We start from the raw sequence: 23,039 nt of genomic DNA, 5'->3' as shown, positions 1-23,039 counted from the left end.
AGCCGGCGGGTCCGCGCCCTCACGCGGAAGGCGGGCAGCCGGCGGCCGTGCGGGCGCCGGTCGCCGGCGCCTCGTCAACGTGACTCGGGTGGCACGTACTCGAAGGTCGGCCCGGCCGTGGCGCCGTCCTCGTCGGGCATCTGCATCAGGGCCTGGACCTGGGCCTTGAGCGCGTACATGGCGTGCGTCGCGTCCACGAGCAGCTTCGGGCTGCCGTTGAACGCATGGTGCAGCAGGTGCAGGAGGTCGCAGTAGGTGTGGTCGAACTCCTCCTGCGCCGTGCGGATCGCGCTGCCCGGGGCGTGGTCGGCCAGTCGCGGGTTGTGCCGCATCGGCCGTACTCCGGCCCAGTCCACGGAGATCGTCTCGCCGGTGGGCCCGGACCGCGAGGTGTCGCCGCGCAGGTAACGCCGCCCGATCTTGAGCTCCTGGAACCGGTAGTAGTGCCCGACCTCGTCCCGCTCGGGGTGGAAGACGTCCTGATCGCCGTCCCAGACCTCGCCGCGGGAGGTGCCCTCGCCCTGCTCGACGATCTCCTGCAGGGCCGCCAGCGCGGAGTCCAGACCGTCGACGGCGACCAGCCGCCCGGCGGTGTGCCGGAAGTGGCCGGCGCTCACCTGGCGGGCCGGATCGCCGCCGAAGACCGCCCGCTCGCCGAGCCGGTCGCACAGGTGACGCAATCCTTGTTCGATGGCGGTGTAGAACTGCCCGATCGTCTCGTAGTCGTCGCCCTCGGCCGCGGCGCCGGGCGGTGCGGGCCGTTCGAGACGCAGGAACATCTCCAGCGCCTCGGCACCGAAGGGAAGCAGCGACAACACCAGGGACCGGTCGCCGTGCGGCAGGGGCCGGGGGTGCGGCGGCAGCATCTCCGGAGTGTCCAGCCGCGGCCGGCCACCGACGGCGTTGAGCAGGTTGGCGGCCAGCACGAGGTGCAGCATCTCCTCGGCGAAGACGCTGCCCACCACCTCGACGGCTTCCGGGTTGCGCTCCGGGTCGAGCGAGTACAGCGCGCACAGGTACGGCGGCAAGGTCGCGTGTTCCAGCTCGATCGCCCACTGCAGATGCTCACGAAGGCTGTCGAGCGTGTCGATCCGTGCCGATGAGGCGGCAGCGGCGGGCTTTTGCGATGGTGCGTTTCTCATTGACGTCATACCTCGGTTTGTCGGAAGGGGTGGATCGCGCCGTCCTGTAAGGGGCCCCGAGGGGCCCGAGGGCGCTTGGGCGCGTCACGCGACGTGATCGCCGGGCCGGAGGCCGCCCTCCAGCGCCTTGATCGCGTAGAGCGCGCCCCGTGGGAGGAGCCGGGCGGTCCGGCCGGCGACGTCATCGAACTCGGCGATCAACGCCGACGCGGTCACGGCGGAACTCCCTGAAGGCCCCTGCGGCGTCCGCGGGGCACTGGCTCGCCCTCGGTCTCCAGCTAGGACAGGACGGCCCCCCGGCCTGTGACAGATCCTGCGGAAAATCTTCAGCGCCCGGGACCGGCCGGGGCCGATCACCGTCTGACGGTGCCACACGCCACCACGATTGTTCGCGCACCTGTCACAGGACGATGACCTGCCCTGTCATAGCTGACGACCGGACGGCGACGTATGTCCGGCGACGAAGGTCCGCCATGAACATCTGTGGTCCGCAGATCGGCGTGATCGGGTCAGGGCCGTGACGACGCTCGCCGTGCGGGATCCCGGGTGGTGGGCGCCGCACCGAACATCGCCATCAAGGGTGTGCCGCATCTTCCCCGCGACGACCAAGGGTGTGCCGCATCTGTCCCGTGACGACCCTCGGACGATATCCCCCACGAAATCGCATGAAAGGAAGTCTGTGTCTTGACAGCACACTCAGGACCCCGTTTCGACCGTGGGGTTTCCCTCCAGGCTGGTGAAGGCCAGATTGCGCAGACGATCCGGATCTCTTCCGACATGGTGCGCGAGCTCCAGCGCGAACTGCAGAAAAAGCAGCGTTTCGCGTCCGACGCCTCGCACGAGCTCCGCACGGCGGTCGCGGGGCTGCGCATGGAGTTGGAGGAGGCCCGCCTGCATCCCGATGAGACCGACCTCTGCGACCTGCTCGCCAACGCGCTGAGGAACGTCGAGCGGCTGAACGCGATCATCACCGACATGCGCATCCTCGCCGAGATGGAGGCCGGCCCGCCCAACGAGCCGCAGCGGGTCGATCTCGCCGAACTCGTCCATGACGAGATCGGCCGCAGGGCCGACTGCATCGCGGTCCGGCACCGGCTGGAGACCGGGGTGACCGTTGTGGCCATCCCTATCCGGATCAGCCGGGTGCTCACCAACCTGCTGGACAACGCCCAGCGGCACGCCCAGCAGATGATCGAGGTCCGGGTGAGCCGCGACGGCGACAGCGCCGAGCTGACGGTCACCGACGACGGCGAAGGAATCGCGGAATCCGAACGAGAACGCATCTTCCAGCGCTTCACCCGCCTGCAAGCCGCGCGCCGGCTCGACCACACCGGCACCGGACTGGGGCTGGCCATCGCCCGCGACATCGCCCAGGCCCACATCGGCAGCCTGCATGTCCGGGAGGCCGAGACCGGCGGCGCGTGCTTCGTGCTGAGACTGCCCCTGGCGGGTTCGGCCGCCCCGGTGGGCACATCGCTGGACCCATGAGCTCACCGAGCGTTGGAAGAGGACTCTGATGGCATACAACATCGACGTCGCCGCCCTGGTCACGGCCGTTTCCGGTCCTTGCCTGGTCATGACACTGGATATGATCATCGTGGCCGTCAACCAGACCTATCTTGACCTCTGCGGACGCCGGCGGGAGGACGTGCTGGGCCGGCACGTGTCCGACCCGTTTCCCCGGGACCGCGCCGATCCCGATGACCAGTGCGCGCTGCGGTACTTCGAATCGTCACTGGGCCGGGTCCGTGTGGCCGCCAAGGCGGTGACGCCGCAGAAGCACGACGCGGTGCCCTCCGGCGGCGCGATCCGGAACCGGTACGGGAACATGATCGACTCTTCCGTCCTCGGTCCGGGCGGAGCGGTGATGCTGTTCGTCCCCCGCACGCAGGAAGTGACCGAGCTCGGCCAGCACCCTCCGCGGACAAGTCCGCCCATGCTCGGGCCGGGCACGGGCGAGAAGGCGACGGGGGCGGCGGGGGCGATGGAGGCGATGGAGGCGATGGAGGCGCGGCTCTGCGCACGCTCCACGAAGCTGCGGAAGCTGAACGAACAGGTCAGGGAGGCCCGAACACACTCGGAGCACGTGCTGGACCGGCAACGTCAATTCGCCGCCGACGCCTCACACGAGCTGCGTACGCCGCTCGCCGCGCTGCGCGTGCAGGTCGAGTCGGCGCAGCTGCACCCGGACGACATCCACCTGCCCGACCTGCTGGACCACGTGACGAACGACCTCGACCGGCTGGAGAGCATCGTCGACGACCTGCTCCTGCTGTCCACGATCGAGTCCGACCTCGACAGAACGCGGGAAGAAGTGGATCTGACCGCCCTGGTCGAGACGGCGGCGGCCCGGTGGACCGACGGTCATGACCTCCGGCTCGACGTCGATCCGGAGGTGATCGTGGAGGCCGCGCCCTGGCAGCTCGCCCGCCTGCTCGCCAACCTGCTGGACAACGCCCGGCGTCACGCCATCCGCAGGCTGAAGGTCGACCTGCGCCGCGTCGGCGGCCACGCGGAGCTGGCGGTGACCGACGACGGGAAAGGAATCGCCGCCGCCGACCGCGAACGCGTGTTCCAGCGATTCGTCCGCCTGGACACCGCCCGCAGCCGCGGCCGCGGAGGCACCGGCCTGGGCCTGGCCATCGCCCGCGACATCGCCCAGGCCCACCGGGGCAGCCTGCACGTCGAGGACGTGACCGAGGGTGGCGCCTGCTTCGTGCTGCGCATTCCGCTGGTCCGCTAGAGCGTGTCCGACGGTTCGAGGCGGATCTGGAGCGTCAGGGCGCCGGCGAGCCTGCCGAAACGGGTGGTGATCGCTCGCCACCGCTCGAGCTCGGGGCCGGGGGCCGGGGGCCGGGGGCGAGGGCCGGGGGCGGGGGCGGGGCGGCCCGGGTCGCCCGTCATGACATTTTGCATCGGGGCGCGCTCCCGGATTTCGTCCTGGCGGACCAGAGACAGGTCGTCCGCGGTGAGGAGGGGGAACCGGGCCGGAATTGCGATGATCGTCTTGTCGTATATTCCGGATCTGAGGAGCTGACAGCCGATGACTCTCGCGCGATCTCCCCACCGTGGACGGACGATCGCCGGCCTCGGGCTGAGCGCGATACTCGTGACCTGGGCCGTCGCGCCTTCCGCGTCCGCCGAACCCGTCCCCGGGCCCGCGGCGCCGGCCGGTCGGGAGGCAGGGATCGACCGCGAGGCGCTGCGGCGGAGCCTCGACGCGGTCCACGAGGCCGGCATGTACGGCACCTACTCCGCCGTCCGCGACGGCGGCGCGCGATGGCTCGGCGCGGCGGGGGTCGCCGACGTGCGGACCCGGCGGCCCGTCCACCCCCGGATGGTCCACCGGGTGGGCAGCATCACCAAGACCTTCACGGCCGTGGCGATCCTCCAGCAGGTCGGGCGGGGCCGCGTCGAGCTGGACGCGCCCGTCGCCCGCTATCTCCCCGGCCTGCTGCCGGACGAGCTCGGCCAGAATATCACGGTCCGGATGCTGCTCAACCACACCAGCGGCATCGGCGACTACGTCGCGGGCGCCTTCCCCTCCCTCGTCCAGGCGTCCCCGCAGAGCATCGACGAGCACCGGTTCCGCAGGATCGCCCCGCTGGAGCTGGTGAGGTTCGGGCTGCAGGCGCCGCGCACGGGCGAGCCGGGGCAGCTGTGGTCGTACTCCAACACCAACTACGTGATCGCCGGCCTGCTCCTGGAGAAGGTGACCGGCACCGGGGCGGAGGAGTACATCACCCGCCACGTGATCCGTGCGGCCGGGCTGCGCGACACGTCCTTCCCGCGCACGCCGGTCGTCCCCGGGCCGCATTCCAAGGCGTACGAGGCGCTGTACGGCTACATCGACCCGCCGCGCGACTACAGCGTCTACGACATGTCGTGGGCGGGCACGGCGGGCGCCGTCGTCGCGACCATGGAGGACCTCAACCGGTTCTACCGGGAACTGCTGGGCGGCGGGCTGCTCGCGCCCGCGCAGCTCGCCCAGATGCGGACGACGGTGCCGGTCACCGACGCCCAGGGCGACGTCATCATGAACTACGGTCTCGGCATCTACTCCCAGGACCTGCCCTGCGGCCGGTTCTGGGGCCACGACGGGGGCGTGTTCGGCATGGGCACGATCTCCATGTCCGGCGAGGACGGCCGGCGCCAGCTCTCCCTGGGGTTCAACCTCATGAAGTACCAGCAGCTCGACGCGAACGGCTACCCGCAGCCGCACGCGATCGACTACGCGATGGGGAGCCATTTCGTGCAGGCGCTGTGCGGCCCGTCTGCCGCGGCGGCGAAGAGCGCCCGGCCCCCGGTGCTCCTCCCGACCCAGCAGGTGCTGGTCAAGCGCTGACCCGCCGGCCGGCCGGTCCGCCGATCGAGACGCTCACCCGACGGCCGGGCACCGGTCCGCCGTCCTGCCCCGCCCCATCGCCGGGACGGGGCAGGACGGCGGTCAGCGCGGGCGGCCGCGGTACCGGCGGTGCGCGCCGTTGTCGCGATACCGGCGCTCCCCCCGATACCGTCGCTCCTCCCGGTAGGTGCGCTCCTCGCGGAAGCGGCGTCCGCGGTCCCCCCGGGTGCCGCGGTCCCCCCGGACGCCGCGGTCCTCGCGGTCCCCCCGGGCGCCGCGACGCCTGTCGCCCTCGCGGCCCTCGCCGTCCTCGCCCTCCTCCTCGCGTTCCCTGGCCAGTTCCTCCTCCATGCCGGGGGTGAACCCGCCGCCGAACCGGCCCATGTCGGGGTGGTGGAAGCGGCTCTCGCGCGTACCGTCGAGAGCCGCCGACATCGACGAGACCCAGATCGGCCCCGGCAGGGAGGCCCCCTGGACCGCGCCGAAGTACTCGTCGCCGATCTCGACGTCGGTCAGCGGATAGCGGTAGGAGCCCCGGATGTCGCCCACGCTGACCGCCGCCGCCAGGTCCGGGGTGTAGCCGGCGAACCAGGCCGACGTGTAGCCGTTGTTGGTGCCCGTCTTGCCCGCGGCCGGGCGGCCGATGCTCTGGCCGGTCATGGTGCCCTTGGTGAACACCCCGGCCAGGAGGTGGTTGACCGCGTCGGCCACGTCGCGCTCGATCGCCCGCGAGCAGCTGGGCGGCACCTTGAAGCGCCTGCCGTCCCGCTCGACGATCTCGACGATGGCCATCGGGCGGCAGTAGCGGCCCCGCGCCCCGAACGCGGCGAACGCGGCCGCCACGGTCACCGGGTCCATCTCGTTCACGCCCAGGGTGAAGGTCGGCACCTCCCGCAGCGGGGTGCCGTCGGCGCGGGCGATGCCCAGCGCCCTGGCGGTCGTGACGACCGGGCACAGGCCCACCCGCTGCTCCAGCATCATGTAGAAGATGTTCACCGACTTCCAGGTGCCGGTGGACAGGCTCTGCGGGCCGCCCTTGCCCTCGCCGCTCGCATTGAAGATCTCCGCGCGGGGGTCGTTGACCTTGCGGCCCCGGCAGTCGGTGAAACCGCTGTCGGGCACGAAACTGCCGGGCGTCATGAAGCCCTGGTCGAACCGCCAGCCCTGGGCCAGCGCGGTCGCCAGGGTGAACACCTTGAACGTCGAGCCCGCCTGGAAACCCTGTCCACCGCCGTGCGCCATGTCGGCGGCCAGGTTGTAGGTGGTGTCGGGGCCGTTCCTGGTGCCGGCGGTGTTGCCGGTGTTGCCGGTGTTGCGGTTTCCGCTGTTGCTGCCGTACCTCTTGCTCGCCGCCATGGCCCGGATCCGCCCGGTGCCCGGCTGGATCATGGCCTCGGCCGCCACCTCGGTGTCCTTCCTGCCGACCCGCGCGGCGATGGCGCGTTGCGCGGCCCGCTGCGCCTTCGGCGCCAGGGTGGTGCGCAGCACGATGCCGCCCCTGGCCAGGCGGCGCTCCCGCTCCGCGCGGGTGTGGCCGAAGGCCGTGTCGGTCAGCAGCTCCCGGTGCACGTAGAGGCAGAAGTAGGGGTAGTCGCTCCCCTGGCAGCCGCCGGGTTCGGGCTTGAGGCGGATGGCCAGCGGGCGCCTTTTGGCGGCCTCGGCCCGCGCCGGGGTGACGTACGACAGCTGGGCCATCCGGTCCAGGACGATGTCCCTGCGCTCGCGCAGCCGCTCCCTGCGCTTGACGTCCAGCGACGGGTCGGTGGCGTACGGCGTGCGGACCGCGCCGGCCAGCGTCGCCGCCTGGGGCAGGGTCAGCCGGGCGGCGGGGACCGAGAAGAACCGCTGGGCGGCGGCCTCGACCCCGAAGGCGCCCGCGCCGAAGTAGGCGATGTTGAGGTAGCGCTCCAGGATCTCGGCCTTGCTGTACTTGCGCTCCATCGCCAGCGCGTACCGCAGCTCGTTGATCTTGCGCTGGATGCTGGGCGCGCGGGCCTGGGCGCGCTCGGTGTCGCTCTCGGAGTTCTCGACCAGGATGTTCTTCACGAGCTGCTGGGTGAGCGAGGACCCGCCCTGCCGCACCTCGCCCGCCTTGGTGTTGGTGACCAGGGCACGCAGGGTGCCCTTGACGTCCAGGCCCGCGTGCTCGTAGAAACGCGAGTCCTCGATCGCCACGATCGCGTCACGCATGACGGGGGCGACCTGGGCGAGCGTCACCACCGTCCGGTTCTCCGTGTAGAACTGGGCGAACCGCTTGCCGTTCCTGTCCAGCAGCACGGTGCGCTGGGGGAGCGGGTTCTCCCGGGGGCTCGGGGGCAGGTCGGTGAGGGTCCTCGCGACGTTGTTGACGGTGAGCCCGGCCGTGCCGACCAGTGGCAGCGCGGCCAGGGCGGCCAGCAGCCCGCCGAACACCCCGCAGGCCACCAGCCGGCGCAGGCACGCGCCGGGACCACGTCTCACCTCTGGGCGCGATGTCACGCATAGTAACGTGCGACCGGGTGATCACCCACAAACGCCCGATTGCCAATCCTTACCCGTCCTGCACCTTTTCTCGACTGATCTTCAGCCCGAGCGAGGCGAACTGCTCGAACGGCCGGTGGTAGCCCCGTTCGATGTGGTGCACCCCGCGCAGCGTGGAGGTGCCCTCGGCTGCGGCGGCGGCCAGCACGGCCGAGAACCCGGCCCGGATGTCGGGCAGCGTCACGTCGGCGCCGCTCAGCCTGGACACGCCGCGCACGACCGCCGAGTGCTTGGCGTTGGTGTCGTGGTAACGGCAGGCGGGGCCGCCGAGGCAGACGTCGAACACCTCGATCTCGCAGCCCATCTTCTGCAGCGCGGGCACGTAGACCAGGCGGTTCTCGAAGACCGTCTCGTGCAGCACCGACATGCCCTGGGCCTGCGTGAACAGCACCATCAGGGGCGTCTGCCAGTCGGTCATGAACCCCGGGTGCGTGTCGGTCTGCACCGCCGCGGCCCGCAGCCCGTGCGGCGCGGACGCCGACAGGTAGTCGTCGGTGATGTCGACCTCGGCGCCCATCCTGGCCAGGGTGGTGATCGCGGTCACCAGCCGGTCCTGCGGGCAGCCGTGCACCCGCACCTGCCCGCCGGTGATCAGACCGGCTGCCAGGTAGGAGAACGCCTCGATGCGGTCGCCGTTGAGCCAGGTGGAGGCGCCGTGCAGGCGCTCCACGCCCTCGATCACGATGCGCCGGTCGGGGCTCAGCTCGATGCGGGCGCCCATGCGTTGCAGGAACAGGGCGAGCTCCACCACCTCGGGCTCCATCGCCGCGCCCTTCAGCACGGTCTTGCCCTCGGCCAGCACCGCCGACATCAGGATCGTCTCGGTGGCCCCGACGCTGGGGTAGGGCAGCTCGATCCGGGTGCCGCGCAGCCGCTTGGCCTTGGCGTACACCCCCGTGTCGCTCACCTCGACCTCGGCGCCCATCGCGCGCAGCGCCTCGACGTGGAAGTCGACGGGCCGGCGGCCGATCGGGTCGCCGCCCACCAGCGGCACGAACGCCTCGCCCGCCAGGTGCAGCAGCGGGCCGAGCATCAGGATCGGGATCCTGTTGAGACCGGTGAACGCCGCGGGGACGTGCGGGTTGATCTGCTTTCCCGGGGCGACGGAGATCTCCCCGGCGCTGATCTCCACGTCGATGCCGAGCGCCCGCAGCATCTGCGCGGTGATCCCCACCTCGCCCACGTCCGGGGCGTTCTGGATCGTGCTCTCACCGGTGCCCAGCATCGCGGCGACCATGTGCTTGGAGACGCCGTTCTTGGAGCCGCGGACCTCGACATCACCGCGTAGCGGCCCGGAGGGTTCGATCAGCCATACCTCTTCATTCACACCGCCAGAGTAACGGGATTCGGTCGAAGCCTCGGATGGCGCCGGGCCGAGGGCTATGTAACATCGGGCACATCTGCACAGAGGGTGAGGGAACCATGGTGCGCGGCGTACGTGACTTCGTGATCACCGTGCTGGTGCTCGCGCCGGCCGGAGTCGTCGCCGGGATCCTGTGGTCGCTGGTGGCGCCGCGCGCCCCGTACGTCGCGACGAGCCGGGGACCGCTGCTGGCCGACCCCTCGACGCAGGCGCTGATCGCCGCCGACGGCTGGTTCGCCGTGATCACCGGTGCGCTCGGGCTCGTCTGCGGAGCCGTCGGTTACCGCGTGTCGCGCGGGGGCCGGCCGCTGCCGGTGGTGGTGGGCCTGGCCGCGGGCGGCCTGCTCGGCGCGTACCTGGCGCTGGTGGTCGGGGCGGCGGTCAACCTCGGGGCCGTGAGCGTCACCGCCTCGGGAACGTCCAGCCCGCTGATCGCGGGGCCGCTGGCGCTGACCGCCGGCGGGGTGCTGTTCGCGTGGCCGACGCTGGCCGCCGGTCTCTTCTTCGCCCTGGAGGGCATCGCGGGTTACCGCGACTCCCCGCTGCGCCGCCCGTTCGGCGGGAACGATCCCTACGGGCCGCTGTCGTCGTACGACATCAGCGGCCGGTAGGCGCCGGGGTCCGAGGGGCCTGAGCCCGGGGGCCGGGGTCAGAGGGGCGGCCTGCGCGAGCCGTGGCCGGTGGCGCGCTCGAACGCGTGGGCCAGCCGCAGCACCGCCATGTCGGCGAAGGGGCGCCCGATGATCTGCACGCCCACCGGCAGCCCGCCGGGGGTGAACCCGCACGGCACCGACGCCGCCGGGGCGTGCAGCACGCTGACCCAGTAGGCCGAGCGCATCCACGCCAGGTAGTCGGGCAGCGCCTCCCCGTTGATCTCCGAGACGTACGGGTCGTCCACCGGGAACGGCGGCACCTGGCTGACCGGCGCGATCAGGAAGTCGTAGGTGTCGAAGAAGGAGTTCATCCGCTGGTAGAGCCCGCTGCGCAGCCGCTCCGCGCGGGCCAGGTCGGCGCCGGTCACCTCGCGCCCCCGCTCGACGTTCCAGCGCACGTTCGCCCCCAGGCTCTCCTGCGGCAGGTCGCCGAAGGACAGCGCGTAGTACCACGCCCGGTAGATCCGGAAGGCGTCCTCGGCGGCGGACAGGTCCAGCTCCACACGCTCCACCCGCGCGCCCAGCCCCGCGAGCGCGGCCGGCGCGTCCGCGGTGACCTCGGCCGTCTCCGCGTCGACCGGCAGCCCGCCCAGGTCGGGGCTCCAGGCCACGCGCAGCCCGGTCAGGTCGAGGTCCAGCGGCCCGGCGAAGGCGGAGCCGCTCCCGATGATCGACAGGGGGGAGGCGGCGTCGAACCCCGCCACCGCGCTCATCAGCAGCGCCAGGTCCTCCGCGGTACGGGCCATGGGACCCGGCACGCCGAGGGTGAACCAGGCCGCGACGGGCGACGGGGAGGGGACCCGCCCCGGGGTGGGCCGCAGCCCCGCCACGTTGCAGAAGGAGGCCGGGTTGCGCAGCGAGCCGCCCATGTCGGAGCCGTCGGCCAGCGCCACCATGCCGGTCGCCAGCGCCGCCGCGGCCCCGCCGCTGCTGCCCCCGGCCGACCTCGACAGGTCGTAGGGGTTGCGGGTGGCGCCGAAGATCTCGTTCACGGTGTGCGAGCCGGTGCCGAACTCCGGGGTGTTGGTCTTGCCGACCGTGATCGCCCCGGCCTCGCGCATCCGCCGCACGATCGGCGCGTCGGTGTCGGGGACGTGGCCGGCGAAGATCGGGGAGCCGTACGTGGTGCGGATCCCCGCGGTGTCGGCCAGGTCCTTGTGCGCGACCGGCAGGCCGTGCAGCGGCCCCCGCCACCGGCCGCGGGCCAGGTCCCGGTCGGCCTCCTCGGCCTCCCGCCTGGCGCGCCCGGCCACCAGCGTGACGATCGCGTTGACCTGCGGGTTGACCTCCTCGATCCGCCGCAGGTGCGCGTCGAGCAGCTCGACCGCACCGACCTGCCTGGTACGCAGCAGTTCGATCATCTCGGTGGCGGTCAAGTAGTGCATCTTCCCCCCGATGTCCCTGGTCAGGTGTGTCCTGTCGTAACCGAGTCTGACCGAATGCCGCCGCGCGCCGCGTCGGCAACCTTCGACAGGACCTGGCGGGGGGAGCGGGTCCGTCTTGTGGACCTCGTGAGGTGGGTTCTGCGGGATCCGCGAGGCGGGTCCTGATGAGACCCGCGAGGTGGTCAGCCGGTTTTGCCGATGGGGGCGGTGACGGCCTGGGTGAGCCGGACCAGCTCCGCGGGGGCGGTCTCGATCTGCAGCCCGCGCCGCCCGGCGGAGAAGTAGATCGTCGCGAAGTCGAGCGCGGAGGCGTCGACCACGGTCGGCAGCCGCTTGCGCTGCCCGAGGGGGCTGATGCCGCCGACCACGTAGCCGGTGACCCGCTCGACCTTGGCCGCGTCGGCCATCGCCGCCCGCTTACTCCCCAGCGCCGCCGCGAAGGCCTTGAGGTCGAGCTTGCCGGCCACCGGGACCACCGCGACGGCGAGCCCGCTCTCCACCTCGGCCACCAGGGTTTTGAAGATCTGCCCGTACGGCACCCCGAGGGCGTCGGCCGCCTCCTCGCCGTAGGCCTGCGCGTTCGCGTCGTGCTCGTAGGGGTGCAGGGTGAAATCGACCTTGGCCTGGGCCAGGGCCACCGTCGCGGGGGTTCCCTGGCCGCCCTTGTTCTTGCTCTTGCTCACGGGGGAAGCGTAGCGGCTGGTTAAAATCTACATAGTAAAGGCATCGTCCGGATGATGGACGGGACGATATCGGGTGGCGGACCTCCGTAGACTGAACGGGTGATTTCGCGTACCGACCTGCGAGGGCCTCTGCCCGAGGACCTTCGCGACGTGCTGCCCCGTGCCGACCTCGACGTCGAAGCCGCCCTGGAGAAGGTGCGGCCCATCTGCGAGGACGTGCATCATCGCGGGGTCGCCGCCGTGCGCGAGCTGACCGCCAGGTTCGAGGGGGTCGAGCTGGAGTCCACCCGGGTGCCCGCCGAGGCGATCACCGGGGCGCTGGAGACGCTCGACCCGAAGGTGAGGGCGGCGCTGGAGGAGTCGATCCGCCGCGCCCGCCTCGTCCACCGCGACCAGCGGCGCGCCGACGTCACCACCCAGGTCGTGCCCGGCGGCACCGTCACCGAGCGCTGGGTGCCCGTCGACCGCGTGGGGCTGTACGTCCCCGGCGGCCGGGCGGTCTACCCCTCCAGCGTGGTCATGAACGTCGTCCCCGCCCAGGAGGCGGGGGTGCCCTCCCTGGCGGTCTCCTCGCCCGCGCAGCGCGAGTTCGGCGGGCTGCCGCACCCGGCCATCCTGGCGGCGTGCGCGCTGCTCGGCGTGGACGAGGTCTACGCGGTCGGCGGCGCCCAGGCGGTGGCGATGTTCGCGTACGGCACCGAGGAGTGCCCGCCGGTCACCATGGTCACCGGCCCCGGCAGCATCTGGGTCGCCGCCGCCAAGCGCCTGCTCAAGGGGCGCATCGGCATCGACTCCGAGGCCGGTCCCACCGAGATCGCGATCCTCGCCGACTCCACGGCCGACCCGGTGCACGTCGCCGCCGACCTGATCAGCCAGGCCGAGCACGACACGATCGCCGCCGCCGTGCTCGTCACCGACTCGGTGGAGCTGGCCGAGGCCGTCGAGCGGGAGCTGCCCCGCCAGGTCGCCGCGACCAAGCACGCCGAGCGGATCACCGAGGCCCTGTCGGGGCGCCAGTCGGGCATCCTGCTGGTCGACGACATGGAGGCCGGGCTGCGGGTCGTCGACGCGTACGCCGCCGAGCACCTGGAGATCCACGCCGCCGGGGCGCACGCGCTGGCCGCCCGGGTGCGCAACGCCGGAGCGATCTTCGTCGGCTCCTACGCGCCGGTCTCGCTCGGCGACTACATGGCCGGCTCCAACCACGTGCTGCCCACCGGCGGCTGCGCCTGCCACTCCTCGGGATTGTCGGTGCAGACGTTCCTGCGCGGCATCCACGTCGTCGACTACAGCCGCGAGGCCCTCGCCGGTGCCGCCGCCCACGTGTGCGTGCTGGCCGACACCGAGGACCTCCCTGCGCACGGTGCGGCGATCCGCGCGCGGTTCGACTGGGAGGTGCCCTCGTGAGGACCTCCCGGCTCGTGCTCACCAGGCGTGCGGCGATCCGCGCGGTTCGACGGGGAGGTGCCCTCGTGAGGACCTTCCCGACGGCGCCCACCGGGCGTGCGGCGGTCCGCGCCTCGATGGGGAACCCTCTCCCCGGGCCCACCGGGGATGTCCGTGCCCGATTCGACGGGGGGATCCCGGCGTGAGGCTCGAAGACCTGCCGATCCGCGACGACCTCCGGGGGCGCACGCCGTACGGCGCCCCCCAGATCGACGTCCCGGTCAGGCTCAACACCAACGAGAACCCCTACGGGCCCTCCGCGTCCCTGGTCGCCGACCTGGCCGAGGCCGTACGGGCCCGGGCGGGCGAGCTCAACCGCTACCCCGACCGCGACGCTCTCGCCCTGCGCGGGGAGCTGGCCGCGTACCTGGGACACGGGCTGGCCGTGGAGCAGGTCTGGGCGGCCAACGGCTCCAACGAGATCCTCCAGCAGATCCTGCAGGCCTTCGGCGGCCACGGCCGCGTCGCGATGGGCTTCGAACCCTCCTACTCGATGCACCCGATCATCACCACCGGCGCCTCGACCGAGTGGATCTCCGGGATGCGCGAGGACGACTTCGGGATCGACCCGGACAAGGCCGTCGCCGCGATCGAGGAGCACCGGCCCGACGTCGTCTTCCTGACGTCGCCCAACAACCCGACCGGCACCGCCCTGGACCCGGAGGTGATCGCCGGGATCGTCGAGGCGGCGCCGGGCATGGTGGTGGTGGACGAGGCCTACTTCGAGTTCGCCCGCACCGGCACCCCGTCGGCGCTGACCCTGCTGCCGGACAATCCCCGGCTGATCGTCACGCGGACGATGTCCAAGGCGTTCGCGATGGCCGGGACCCGGCTCGGCTACCTGGCCGCCCACCCGGCGGTGATCGAGGCGCTGCTGCTGGTCCGGCTGCCGTACCACCTGTCCACGCTCACCCAGACGGCGGCGCGGGTCGCGCTCGCCCACGGCGCCGAGCTGCTCGGTGCCGTCGACGCGCTGCGGGCCGAGCGGGACGCCACGGTGGAGTGGCTGCGCGGCCGGGGGCTGACGGTCGCCGACTCGGACGCCAACTTCGTGCTGTTCGGGCTCTTCGAGGACAGGCACGCGGTGTGGCGGGGCATGCTGGAGCGCGGGGTGCTGATCCGCGAGGTGGGGCCGCCCGAGTGGCTGAGAGTTTCGATCGGTACGCCTGAGGAGATGGCGGCGTTCCGCGCCGCCCTGGAGGAGATTCTGTGAGCAGCATCACCGGCGGCACCGGCGGCATCGGTGGCACCTACGACACCGACGTCGTGGCCGCGCCGCGTCGCGGTCGCGTCGAGCGTGTCACCAAGGAGACCTCGGTGCTGGTCGAGGTCGACCTCGACGGCACCGGGAACGTCGAGGTGGCCACCGGTGTCGGGTTCTTCGACCACATGCTGAACCAGCTCGGCAAGCACGGCCTGTTCGACCTGACCGTGAAGACCGAGGGCGACCTGCACATCGACGCCCACCACACGATCGAGGACACCTCGCTCGCGCTGGGTGCGGCGTTCCGCGAGGCCCTGGGCGACAAGTCGGGCCTGCGGAGGTTCGGCAACGCGTCCTGCCCGCTGGACGAGTCGCTCGCGGAGGTCACGGTCGACCTGTCGGGGCGCCCCTACCTGGTGCACAGCGAGCCCGAGGGCATGGCTCCCATGATCGGGCCTGACTACGACACGACGATGACCAGGCACATCCTGGAGTCGTTCGTCGCGCAGGCCGCGATCTGCCTGCACGTGCGCGTCCCGTACGGCCGCAACGCCCACCACATCGTGGAGGCGCAGTTCAAGGCGCTGGCCAGGGCGCTGCGGGCGGCCTCGGAGCGCGACCCGCGCGCCACCGGGGTGCCCAGCACGAAGGGCGTGCTGTGACCGTTTCTCGTACGGGGAGGGGGCGGCGCCGGTGAGCGACAACTGGACGGCCGTCGCGATGGCCTTCGTGGCCCTCTTCCTCGTCGGCGGGATCGTCTCATTCCTCAAACAGGGTCTGAAGAAGGGCGCGGTGCTGCTCGCCGCCCTCGCGGCCCTGGCGACCACGGCGGCGGTGCTCTGGTGGTGAAGAAGGTAACCGTTCTCGACTACGGCTCGGGCAACCTCCGCTCGGCGGAGCGCGCGCTGGCCCGGGTCGGCGCGGAGGTCACGGTGACGGCCGACTACGAGGCGGCGATGGAGGCCGACGGCCTCGTCGTGCCGGGCGTGGGGGCGTTCGCCGCGTGCATGGCGGGGCTGCGCGCCGTGCGCGGCGAGCGGATCATCGCGCGGCGCCTGTCGGCCGGGCGGCCGGTCCTCGGCATCTGCGTCGGCATGCAGATCCTCTTCGAGACGGGCGTCGAGCACGGCGTCACGACCGAGGGCTGCGGGGAGTGGCCGGGCACGGTGGAGCGCCTGGAGGCTCCGGTCCTGCCTCACATGGGCTGGAACACGGTCAAGGCGCCCGCCGAGACCGTGTTGTTCGCCGGGCTCGACGCCGGCACGCGTTTCTACTTCGTGCACTCGTACGGCGTGCGCTCCTGGGAGCTCCAGGCGGGCCCGGGTTTCGACGATCCGCTGGTCACCTGGTCCGAGCACGGGGTGCCGTTCGTCGCCGCGGTGGAGAACGGCCCGCTGACGGCCACCCAGTTCCACCCGGAGAAGTCGGGCGACGCCGGAGCGCAGCTGCTCACCAACTGGCTCGGGACCCTCACGTGATCTCGCGGGCCGCGGGCGGGTTTCCGGCCGGGGGTTCGGCCGGGATTCCGTTCGGGTTTCCGGCCGGGGTCTCGTTCGGTTTCCCGTCCGGTTTCTCGGCCGCGGTACCGGCCGGGTTTCCGGTGAGCGCCCGGTGAGTTCCCGATGAGTAAGGAGCGGGCCAGGCGCAGGGCCGAGCGGGAGGCCGAGCAGGCGCGCCAGACGGCCCTGCGCGCCGAGCGGGAGGCGCGGCTGGCGCGGCGGCGCGAGCGGGTCGGCCGGATGGTCGCGCTGCTGCCGGGCAGGCCCGTCCGCATCGTGTCCCAGGGCGGGATCATGGCCCGCCGCCGCCGGGCGCAGAACGGTGTCGCGGTGGTGCTGTTCCTGATCGTCCAGGTGATCGTCTGGCTGCTGTGGTCCTCGTGGGCAGCCCGGTTCGGGGCGCTTGTCATCTCTTTGCTGTTCGTACCGCTTTTTCTCACCCTTGTCTTCGACCGGAGGTCGTGAACCGATGTCGCTTGAGCTGCTCCCCGCCGTGGACGTCGCCGACGGTCAGGCGGTCCGCCTGGTCCAGGGCGCGGCCGGCACCGAGACGTCGTACGGCGACCCCCTGTCCGCGGCGCTCGCCTGGCAGGAGGCCGGTGCCGAGTGGATCCATCTGGTCGACCTCGACGCGGCCTTCGGCCGGGGCAGCAACCGCGAGCTGCTCGCCACCGTGGTCGGCGCGCTCGACGTCAACGTGGAGATGTCCGGCGGCATCCGTGACGACGCCTCCCTGGAGATCGCGCTGGCCACCGGCTGCCGCCGGGTGAACATCGGCACCGCGGCGCTGGAGAACCCCGCCTGGTGCTCCAAGATCATCGCTGAGTACGGTGACCGGATCGCGATCGGGCTGGACGTGCGGGGGACGACCCTGGCCGCCCGTGGCTGGACCCAGGAGGGCGGCGACCTGTGGGAGGTCCTCGCCCGCCTGGAGGGCGACGGCTGTCCCCGCTACGTCGTCACCGACGTCACCAAGGACGGCACGCTGCGCGGCCCCAACCTCGACCTGCTGCGCGAGGTCTGCTCCCGCACCGACAAGCCGGTGGTCGCCAGCGGCGGCGTCTCGTCCCTGGACGACCTGCGCGCCCTGGCCTCGCTGGTCCCGATCGGCGTCGAGGGGGCCATCGTGGGTAAGGCCCTGTACGCGCAGGCCTTCACCCTCGAGGACGCCCTCGCCGCCGTGAGTTCCTGAGAGGTTGCAGATGACTGTCGCGGTACGAGTGATTCCCTGCCTGGACGTGGACGCCGGGCGGGTGGTCAAGGGCGTCAACTTCGAGAACCTCCGTGACGCGGGCGACCCGGTCGAGCTGGCCCGCCGCTACGACGCGGAGGGGGCCGACGAGCTGACGTTCCTGGACATCACGGCCTCCAGCTCCGACCGGTCGACGATGTACGACGTGGTCAGCCGGACGGCCGAGCAGGTGTTCATCCCGCTGACTGTGGGCGGGGGGGTGCGTTCGGTCGAGGACGTCGACAGGCTGCTGCGGGCCGGTGCCGACAAGGTGGGCCTGAACACGGCGGCGATCGCCCGGCCCGAGTTGCTGACCGAGGCGTCGCGGCGGTACGGGGCGCAGTGCATCGTGCTGTCGGTGGACGCCCGCCGGGTCGTCGACGGACCGCCGACGCCGTCCGGGTTCGAGGTGACCACGCACGGCGGCCGCCGGGGCACCGGCATCGACGCGGTGGAGTGGGCCCGCCGGGGCGAGGAGCTCGGGGTCGGTGAGATCCTGCTCAACTCCATGGACGGTGACGGCACCCGCGACGGCTACGACCTGGAGATGATCCGGGCCGTGCGTGCCGCGGTGTCGGTTCCGGTCATCGCCAGCGGCGGGGCCGGTTCCGTCGAGGACTTCCCTCCGGCGGTCGAGGCGGGGGCGGACGCGGTGCTGGCGGCGTCGGTGTTCCACTTCGGGCAGCTCAAGATCGGTGACGTCAAGGACGCGCTGCGGGGGGCGGGGCATCCGGTTCGCTGACCTTTTCCTCGTCCGGTTCCGTCGTACGGGGGTGCGGGCCGTGGTCGCCCCGTTTCCGGCCGCCCAGGACGCGTTCCCGTGCTGAAGCCTCCGTGCGGGGCGGTTCGAGGACCGGTCGCCGCAGCCGGGGCGTCCCCGCGGGAAGGGGCTCAGGGCTGAGCTCTTTGGCGTACAAAATGCCGGTGTGCGCGGATTTGACGGCATAAGGTGACTCCGGTGAACATGATCGGCGGCTACGTGCTCAGGCGTGAGCTGGGCCAGGGCGGCATGGGCGTGGTGCACCTCGCCACGACCCCGACGGGGGGCCTGGCCGCGGTGAAGGTGATCCACCCGCAGCTGGCCTGTGACCCGGCCTTCCGGCGGCGTTTCGACCGCGAGGTCGCGGCGGCGCGCAGGGTGGCCAGGTTCTGCACCGCTCCCGTGCTCGACGCCGGGGTCGAGGACGGCGTCGCCTACCTCGTCACCGAGTACGTCAAGGGACCCGACCTGGCGCAGGCCGTACGCGAGCAGGGACCGCTGACCGGTGCCAACCTGGAGGCGCTCGCGGTCGGGATCGCCACCGCGCTCCACGCGATCCACGGGGCCGGAGTGATCCACCGCGACCTGAAACCGTCGAACGTGCTGCTGTCGCCGCTCGGCCCGCGCGTGATCGACTTCGGCATCGCGCAACTCGTCGACACCCAGAGCCTGGCCAGCCAGACGATCCTGGGCACGCCGGCGTTCATGGCGCCCGAGCAGGTGCGCGGCGAGCCGCTGACGCCCGCGGCCGACGTCTACGCGTGGGGCGGGGTGATCGCGTTCGCCGGCACGGGACGGTTGCCGTTCGGCGGCGGCGCGCCGTCCGAGGTCCTCTACCGGATCGTCAACGAGGGGCCGAACCTCGACGGTCTCGACGAGCGCGTGCGTGCCGTCGTCGAGGGGGCCATGGCCAAGGACCCCGCGCGACGGCCGAGCGCGCAGCGGCTGCTGGACGAGCTGGTCGGCGGCCGGCCGACCCCGGCGACGGCCAGCCAGGCCGTCGAGCGCGCCTGGACCGGTGGCGGAGACGAGGGCGGGGGCGGCGGACCGGCCCTGCCCGGCGGACCGGCCCTGCCTGGAGGACCCGCTCTGTCCGGCGGGCCGGTCCTGCCCGGCGGGCCGGTCCTGCCCGGGGAACCGGTCCTGCCCGGGGAACCGGTCCTGCCCGGCGAGCCGGGCGTGCCCGCCGGGGCCGGCGCGGCGACCGCGAGGGGGCGGCGGTGGCCGTGGATCGCGGGTACCGCCGCGCTCGTCGCGGTTCTGGCGGGCGGGTGGACGTTCTACGCCGGTCTCGGTACGTCCGCGTCGTCCTACCGGGCCGGCTTCGCCGGCTCCTGGGCCGTCGGCGCGTCCGACGGCGGCAGTGCCAGGCTGGACGGCGGGGTCTACCGGCTGACCGCCAACTCCGGATGGCGGCTGTGGAAGTCGGCCCCCTTCTCCGAGGGGTCCGCCGGGGGCGTCGTGGTCAGCTCCAGAATGCGGCTGGAGGAGGGCTCGGGGGATTTCGGCGTGTGGTGCCGAGGCGACGTGGGCACCGGTGACCGCTACGAGTTCGCGGTGACCGCCTCGGGCGAGGCCTCGATCGTCAAGCGGCGCGGCGGGCGGGGCGTCGTCCTGCACGGACCGGTGCGGATGGGGAAGGCGGACGACAACCGTGTGGTCGCCCGGTGCGCGCAGCGGGGCGAGCGGGTCGTCCTCGGCATGTGGCTGAACGAGGAGCCGGTGGGGGAGGTCGCCGACGCGGAGGACCCCTACGGCCCGGGGGCCACCGGCGTCTACGCGGCGCCGGACGCGGCCACGCCCGTCCGGGTCGGGTTCCGCACGTTCGAGGTCCGCCCGGCGGAGGGATGAACGTGCGGTTCGGCGTGCTGGGAACGCTGCGGGTCGTCGAGGGGGAGCGTGACCTGACGCCCGGCCCCGCCAAGCACCGCACGCTCCTGGCCGCCCTGTCGCTGAGGCCGGGACGCACGCTGACCGTCGACCGGCTGATCGCCGAGGTGTGGGGCGAGGAGCCGCCCGCCTCGGCGGAACCGGTGCTGCGGGTGTACGTCAGCGCGCTGCGCAAGGTGGTCGGCGGGATCCGCACCGTACCCGGCGGCTACCTCCTCGACGTCGATCCCGACGAGGTGGACGCGCACAGGTTCGAGCGCCTGGTGAGCGCGGGCCGGCGGGCCAGGGACGCGGGCAGGACCGCCGAGGCGGCCGACGGCCTGCGTGCCGCCCTGGCGCTGTGGCGGGGGCCCGCGCTGGCCGGTGTCGACTCGGCCGAACTGCGGCGGGCGTACGCCCTGCCGCTGGAGGAGCTGCGGCTGACCGCCCTGGAGGAGCGCGTCGAGCTGGACGTGGCGCTCGGCCGTGGCGCCGAGGTGACGGGGGAACTGCGCGCGCTCGTGGCCTCGCACCCCCTGCGGGAGCGGGCGTGGGCGCAGCTCGTCCTCGCGCTCGGCCAGGCGGGGCGCAGGTCGGAGGCGCTGGGCGCCTACCGGGAGGCGCGGCGGCTGCTCGTCGGGGAGCTCGGCCTCGAGCCGGGTCCCGAGCTGCGGGAGGCGCACGAGCGCGTGCTGGCGGGCGGCGCTCCCGCGCGGGCCGTGCCGAACGAGACGGCGGGCGGCGCTCCCGCGCGGGCCGTGCCGAACGAGACGGCGGGCGGCGCTCCCGCGCGGGCCGTGCCGAACGAGACGCCGCCCGACGTCGCCGACTTCACCGGGCGCGAGCACGCGCTGGAGTGGATCCGCCGGTCCGTTCCCGTCGCCGGGAGCGCGCCCGTCCACCTGGTGCTGCACGGTCCCGCGGGGACGGGCAAGTCCGCGCTGGCGGTTCACGCGGCCGCCGGGCTCGACTTCCCCGGCGGGCGGCTGCACGCCTCGCTCGGGGCCAGGACGCCAGGCGCGGTGCTGGAGGACCTGCTGCGCTCGCTCGGCTGCCCGCAGGGGGCGGTACCCGCCGACCTGGCCGAGCGGACGCGCCTCTACCGCAGCATGGTGAGCGGCCGGCGGCTGCTGGTGGTGCTGGACGACGCGGCCGAAGAGGCCCAGGTACGCCCGCTGCTGCCCCCGGGGCCCGGCTGCATGACGCTGGTGACCAGCCGCTCGCCGCTGTCCGGCCTGGAGGCGGCGCGAGCCTTCGAGCTCGGCGTGTTCGACGCGGACGAGTCCGTGGAGATGCTGGCGCGGGTGGCGGGGGAGCGGCGGGTGCGGGCCGAGCCGCGGGCGGCCACGCGGATCGCGGTGCTGTGCGGAGGGCTGCCGCTGGCGCTGAGGATCGCCGGTTCCAGGCTCGCGCGGCGGCAGAGCTGGACGCTGGAGCACCTGGCGGGACGTCTGGAGGACGAGCGTGGCCGCCTCGACGAGCTCAGCGCGGGGGACCTGGCCGTGCGCGGCAGCCTGGCGCTCGGCTACCACGCGCTCTCGGAGCGGGAACGCCTGCTGCTGCGCCGTCTCGGCGCGCTGTCCGCGCCGCACGTCGCCTCGTGGGCGGCCACCGCCGTTCTCGGGGAGCCCTCCGGCCGGTTGCTGGAGGCGCTGGCCGAGGCGGGCCTGCTGCGGGCGCGCGGGCTCGACGCGAGCGGCCAGGAGAGGTACGACTGGCACGACCTGACCAGGCTCTACGCCGCCGAGCGGCTGGCCGCCGAGGAGGGGCCGCCCGCCGGGGTCCTCGCCGCGGCCGCGGGGGAGATCCTCGACCGCGCCCGGCGGGCCAGGGCACTGCTCCTGCCCGCCGAACCGGGCTCCGGCCGGACCGTGGCCCGTACGGCGGAGCAGGCCGCGGACCTGGACACCGCGCGGCTGCGGGAGTCGGCCCGCTGGCTCGCCGCCGAGCGGGACTTCCTGGTCGCGACCGTCGCCGACCTCCGGCGGGCCGGACTGGACGAGGCGACCTGGCGGCTGGCGTTCTACCTGACCCCGTTCCTCGAGCTGGGCGCGTACCGCGAGGACTGGCACGCGGTCGTGGAACTCGGCCTGCGGGCCGCGCGGCGCGCGGGCCACCGCCACGGCGAGGCGCTGCTGCTGCGCTCTTCGGCCGACCTGCACCGTGCGGAGGGCCGCCTGGAGGAGGCCGCCGACGTCCTGCGGCGGGCGCTTCCGCTGACGGAGGCGCACGAGGTGCCCCGTACCCGCCACCGGCTCGGCCTGGTACGCCTCGCCCAGGGGCGGCGGCCGGAGGCGGAGGCCTGTTTCGTGGCCTGCCTGGCCGCGTTCTCGGCGGCGGGGGACCGGCGCGGCAGGGCCGACGCGCTGCGCGCGCTCGGCGGGGCGCGGCAGGCCGAGGACCTGCTGCACGGGAGCCTCGCGGCCTACCGCGAGCTGGGCGATCCGCGCGGCGAGGCGGCCGTCTCGCTCGACCTCGCCGGGCTCTACCTGGACCGCAAACGCCCCGCGGAGGCGCGTGAGCGGGCCGAACGCGGTCTCGGTCTGGTCAGGCGTCTGGGGGACCGGCTCCCCGAGGCCGCGGGACTGGTGCTCGTCGCCAGGGTCGCCCTGGCCGAAGGACGGCCCGACGCCGCCCGCGGGGCCGCTGAGGAGGCGCTCGGGACGTTCCGCGAGTACGCGGACCGCCGGGGCGTCGCGCGGGCGCTGCTGACCCTGGCGGCGGCCCTGCTGGATCTCGACGAGGTGGCTGAGGCGGTTGATGCCGTATCGGGCGCTGTGGGAGAGTTTGACGCTCTCGGTGACCGGCACGGCCTCACCGAGGCCGAAGAGCTCGCCCGTGAGGCGGCGCGGCGCCGTGGCCTGCGCATATAGCGCGCTGTACGGGTCTGTGCGGTTCTATGCGGGTTCTGAAGGTGGCCCGCGTACGGTCGGGCTCGA

The 23,039-nt window shown here is 73.0% G+C and carries 21 protein-coding genes; 14 read left to right on the top strand and 7 right to left on the bottom strand.

Going from position 1 to position 23,039, the window contains the following annotated elements; genetic code table 11:
• Positions 1 to 74: 74 nt before the first annotated feature.
• Positions 75 to 1,142 carry a ferritin-like protein gene (locus AB0F88_RS01895; protein ID WP_362676311.1) on the bottom strand — a complete coding sequence of 356 codons (1,068 nt, stop codon included), beginning with the start codon at positions 1,140 to 1,142 and terminating at the stop codon, positions 75 to 77.
• 84 nt (positions 1,143 to 1,226) lie between these two features.
• Positions 1,227 to 1,358 carry a hypothetical protein gene (locus AB0F88_RS01890; RefSeq protein ID WP_362676309.1) on the bottom strand — a complete coding sequence of 44 codons (132 nt, stop codon included), beginning with the start codon at positions 1,356 to 1,358 and terminating at the stop codon, positions 1,227 to 1,229.
• Positions 1,359 to 1,919: 561 nt separating this feature from the next.
• On the opposite strand from AB0F88_RS01890, the gene AB0F88_RS01885 reads away from it, so the two are divergent.
• Together AB0F88_RS01885 and AB0F88_RS01880 are read left to right on the top strand one after the other, a co-directional pair.
• Positions 1,920 to 2,630 carry a HAMP domain-containing sensor histidine kinase gene (locus tag AB0F88_RS01885; protein ID WP_362676307.1) on the top strand — a complete coding sequence of 237 codons (711 nt, stop codon included), beginning with the start codon at positions 1,920 to 1,922 and terminating at the stop codon, positions 2,628 to 2,630.
• Between the two features lie 28 nt (positions 2,631 to 2,658).
• Positions 2,659 to 3,885 carry a PAS domain-containing sensor histidine kinase gene (locus AB0F88_RS01880; protein WP_362676305.1) on the top strand — a complete coding sequence of 409 codons (1,227 nt, stop codon included), beginning with the start codon at positions 2,659 to 2,661 and terminating at the stop codon, positions 3,883 to 3,885.
• Here AB0F88_RS01880 and AB0F88_RS01875 read toward each other — a convergent pair.
• Positions 3,882 to 4,058, bottom strand: a complete 177-nt coding sequence (locus AB0F88_RS01875) for a hypothetical protein (RefSeq protein WP_362676303.1) — start codon at positions 4,056 to 4,058, stop codon at positions 3,882 to 3,884. The two genes, AB0F88_RS01880 and AB0F88_RS01875, sit on opposite strands and share 4 nt — an antisense overlap.
• A 127-nt stretch (positions 4,059 to 4,185) precedes the next feature.
• Here AB0F88_RS01875 and AB0F88_RS01870 point away from each other — a divergent pair, with 127 nt between their 5' ends.
• Positions 4,186 to 5,487, top strand: a complete 1,302-nt coding sequence (locus tag AB0F88_RS01870) for a serine hydrolase domain-containing protein (protein ID WP_362676301.1) — start codon at positions 4,186 to 4,188, stop codon at positions 5,485 to 5,487.
• A 102-nt stretch (positions 5,488 to 5,589) separates the two neighbouring features.
• On the opposite strand, the gene AB0F88_RS01865 is transcribed toward AB0F88_RS01870, so the two are convergent.
• Positions 5,590 to 7,965 carry a transglycosylase domain-containing protein gene (locus tag AB0F88_RS01865; RefSeq protein WP_362676299.1) on the bottom strand — a complete coding sequence of 792 codons (2,376 nt, stop codon included), beginning with the start codon at positions 7,963 to 7,965 and terminating at the stop codon, positions 5,590 to 5,592.
• Positions 7,966 to 8,017: 52 nt separating this feature from the next.
• Positions 8,018 to 9,334 carry a UDP-N-acetylglucosamine 1-carboxyvinyltransferase gene (gene murA / locus AB0F88_RS01860; protein ID WP_329093170.1) on the bottom strand — a complete coding sequence of 439 codons (1,317 nt, stop codon included), beginning with the start codon at positions 9,332 to 9,334 and terminating at the stop codon, positions 8,018 to 8,020.
• A 98-nt stretch (positions 9,335 to 9,432) separates the two neighbouring features.
• On the opposite strand from murA, the gene AB0F88_RS01855 reads away from it, so the two are divergent.
• Entirely contained in the window at positions 9,433 to 9,981 is a 549-nt protein-coding gene (locus AB0F88_RS01855) for a hypothetical protein (RefSeq protein WP_362676297.1), read from the top strand.
• Between the two features lie 38 nt (positions 9,982 to 10,019).
• Here the strand turns inward: AB0F88_RS01855 and AB0F88_RS01850 are convergent, their stop codons facing one another.
• The gene (locus tag AB0F88_RS01850; protein ID WP_362676295.1) at positions 10,020 to 11,408 is read right to left on the bottom strand and encodes an amidase; all 1,389 of its coding nucleotides are present in this window, start codon (positions 11,406 to 11,408) and stop codon (positions 10,020 to 10,022) included.
• A gap of 182 nt (positions 11,409 to 11,590) precedes the next feature.
• A complete protein-coding gene (ybaK, locus tag AB0F88_RS01845) occupies positions 11,591 to 12,091 on the bottom strand; it encodes a Cys-tRNA(Pro) deacylase (protein WP_362676293.1) in 501 nt (166 codons plus the stop codon).
• 99 nt (positions 12,092 to 12,190) lie between these two features.
• Between ybaK and hisD the strand changes: the two genes are divergently transcribed.
• The 10 genes from hisD to AB0F88_RS01795 all read left to right on the top strand — a co-directional run bounded on the left by hisD (position 12,191) and on the right by AB0F88_RS01795 (position 22,973).
• Positions 12,191 to 13,498, top strand: a complete 1,308-nt coding sequence (gene hisD, locus AB0F88_RS01840; protein WP_362676291.1) for a histidinol dehydrogenase — start codon at positions 12,191 to 12,193, stop codon at positions 13,496 to 13,498.
• Positions 13,499 to 13,679: 181 nt separating this feature from the next.
• Entirely contained in the window at positions 13,680 to 14,750 is a 1,071-nt protein-coding gene (locus AB0F88_RS01835) for a histidinol-phosphate transaminase (protein WP_362676289.1), read from the top strand.
• A 53-nt stretch (positions 14,751 to 14,803) separates the two neighbouring features.
• Complete coding sequence (gene hisB / locus AB0F88_RS01830; RefSeq protein WP_362677907.1) at positions 14,804 to 15,403, top strand: imidazoleglycerol-phosphate dehydratase HisB; 600 nt, start codon at positions 14,804 to 14,806, stop codon at positions 15,401 to 15,403.
• A gap of 31 nt (positions 15,404 to 15,434) precedes the next feature.
• A complete protein-coding gene (locus AB0F88_RS01825) occupies positions 15,435 to 15,590 on the top strand; it encodes a hypothetical protein (RefSeq protein ID WP_350950340.1) in 156 nt (51 codons plus the stop codon).
• Positions 15,584 to 16,219: an imidazole glycerol phosphate synthase subunit HisH gene (hisH, locus tag AB0F88_RS01820; RefSeq protein WP_362676286.1), complete on the top strand. Its 636-nt coding sequence runs from the start codon at positions 15,584 to 15,586 to the stop codon at positions 16,217 to 16,219. Before AB0F88_RS01825 ends, hisH begins: the two co-directional genes overlap by 7 nt.
• A gap of 144 nt (positions 16,220 to 16,363) precedes the next feature.
• Positions 16,364 to 16,705, top strand: a complete 342-nt coding sequence (locus AB0F88_RS01815) for a hypothetical protein (RefSeq protein ID WP_362676284.1) — start codon at positions 16,364 to 16,366, stop codon at positions 16,703 to 16,705.
• 4 nt (positions 16,706 to 16,709) lie between these two features.
• The gene (gene priA / locus AB0F88_RS01810) at positions 16,710 to 17,432 is read left to right on the top strand and encodes a bifunctional 1-(5-phosphoribosyl)-5-((5-phosphoribosylamino)methylideneamino)imidazole-4-carboxamide isomerase/phosphoribosylanthranilate isomerase PriA (protein ID WP_362676282.1); all 723 of its coding nucleotides are present in this window, start codon (positions 16,710 to 16,712) and stop codon (positions 17,430 to 17,432) included.
• Positions 17,433 to 17,442: 10 nt separating this feature from the next.
• A complete protein-coding gene (gene hisF, locus AB0F88_RS01805) occupies positions 17,443 to 18,213 on the top strand; it encodes an imidazole glycerol phosphate synthase subunit HisF (protein ID WP_362676280.1) in 771 nt (256 codons plus the stop codon).
• Positions 18,214 to 18,435: 222 nt separating this feature from the next.
• Positions 18,436 to 20,082, top strand: a complete 1,647-nt coding sequence (locus AB0F88_RS01800; protein ID WP_362677905.1) for a serine/threonine-protein kinase — start codon at positions 18,436 to 18,438, stop codon at positions 20,080 to 20,082.
• Positions 20,079 to 22,973, top strand: a complete 2,895-nt coding sequence (locus tag AB0F88_RS01795) for a BTAD domain-containing putative transcriptional regulator (protein ID WP_362676278.1) — start codon at positions 20,079 to 20,081, stop codon at positions 22,971 to 22,973. Before AB0F88_RS01800 ends, AB0F88_RS01795 begins: the two co-directional genes overlap by 4 nt.
• Positions 22,974 to 23,039: the final 66 nt, after the last annotated feature.

It is taken from the genome of Streptosporangium sp. NPDC023963 (assembly GCF_040639135.1).
In the GTDB taxonomy this organism is placed as follows: Bacteria; Actinomycetota; Actinomycetes; order Streptosporangiales; family Streptosporangiaceae; genus Streptosporangium.
This window is presented reverse-complemented; position numbering and strand designations above follow the sequence as displayed.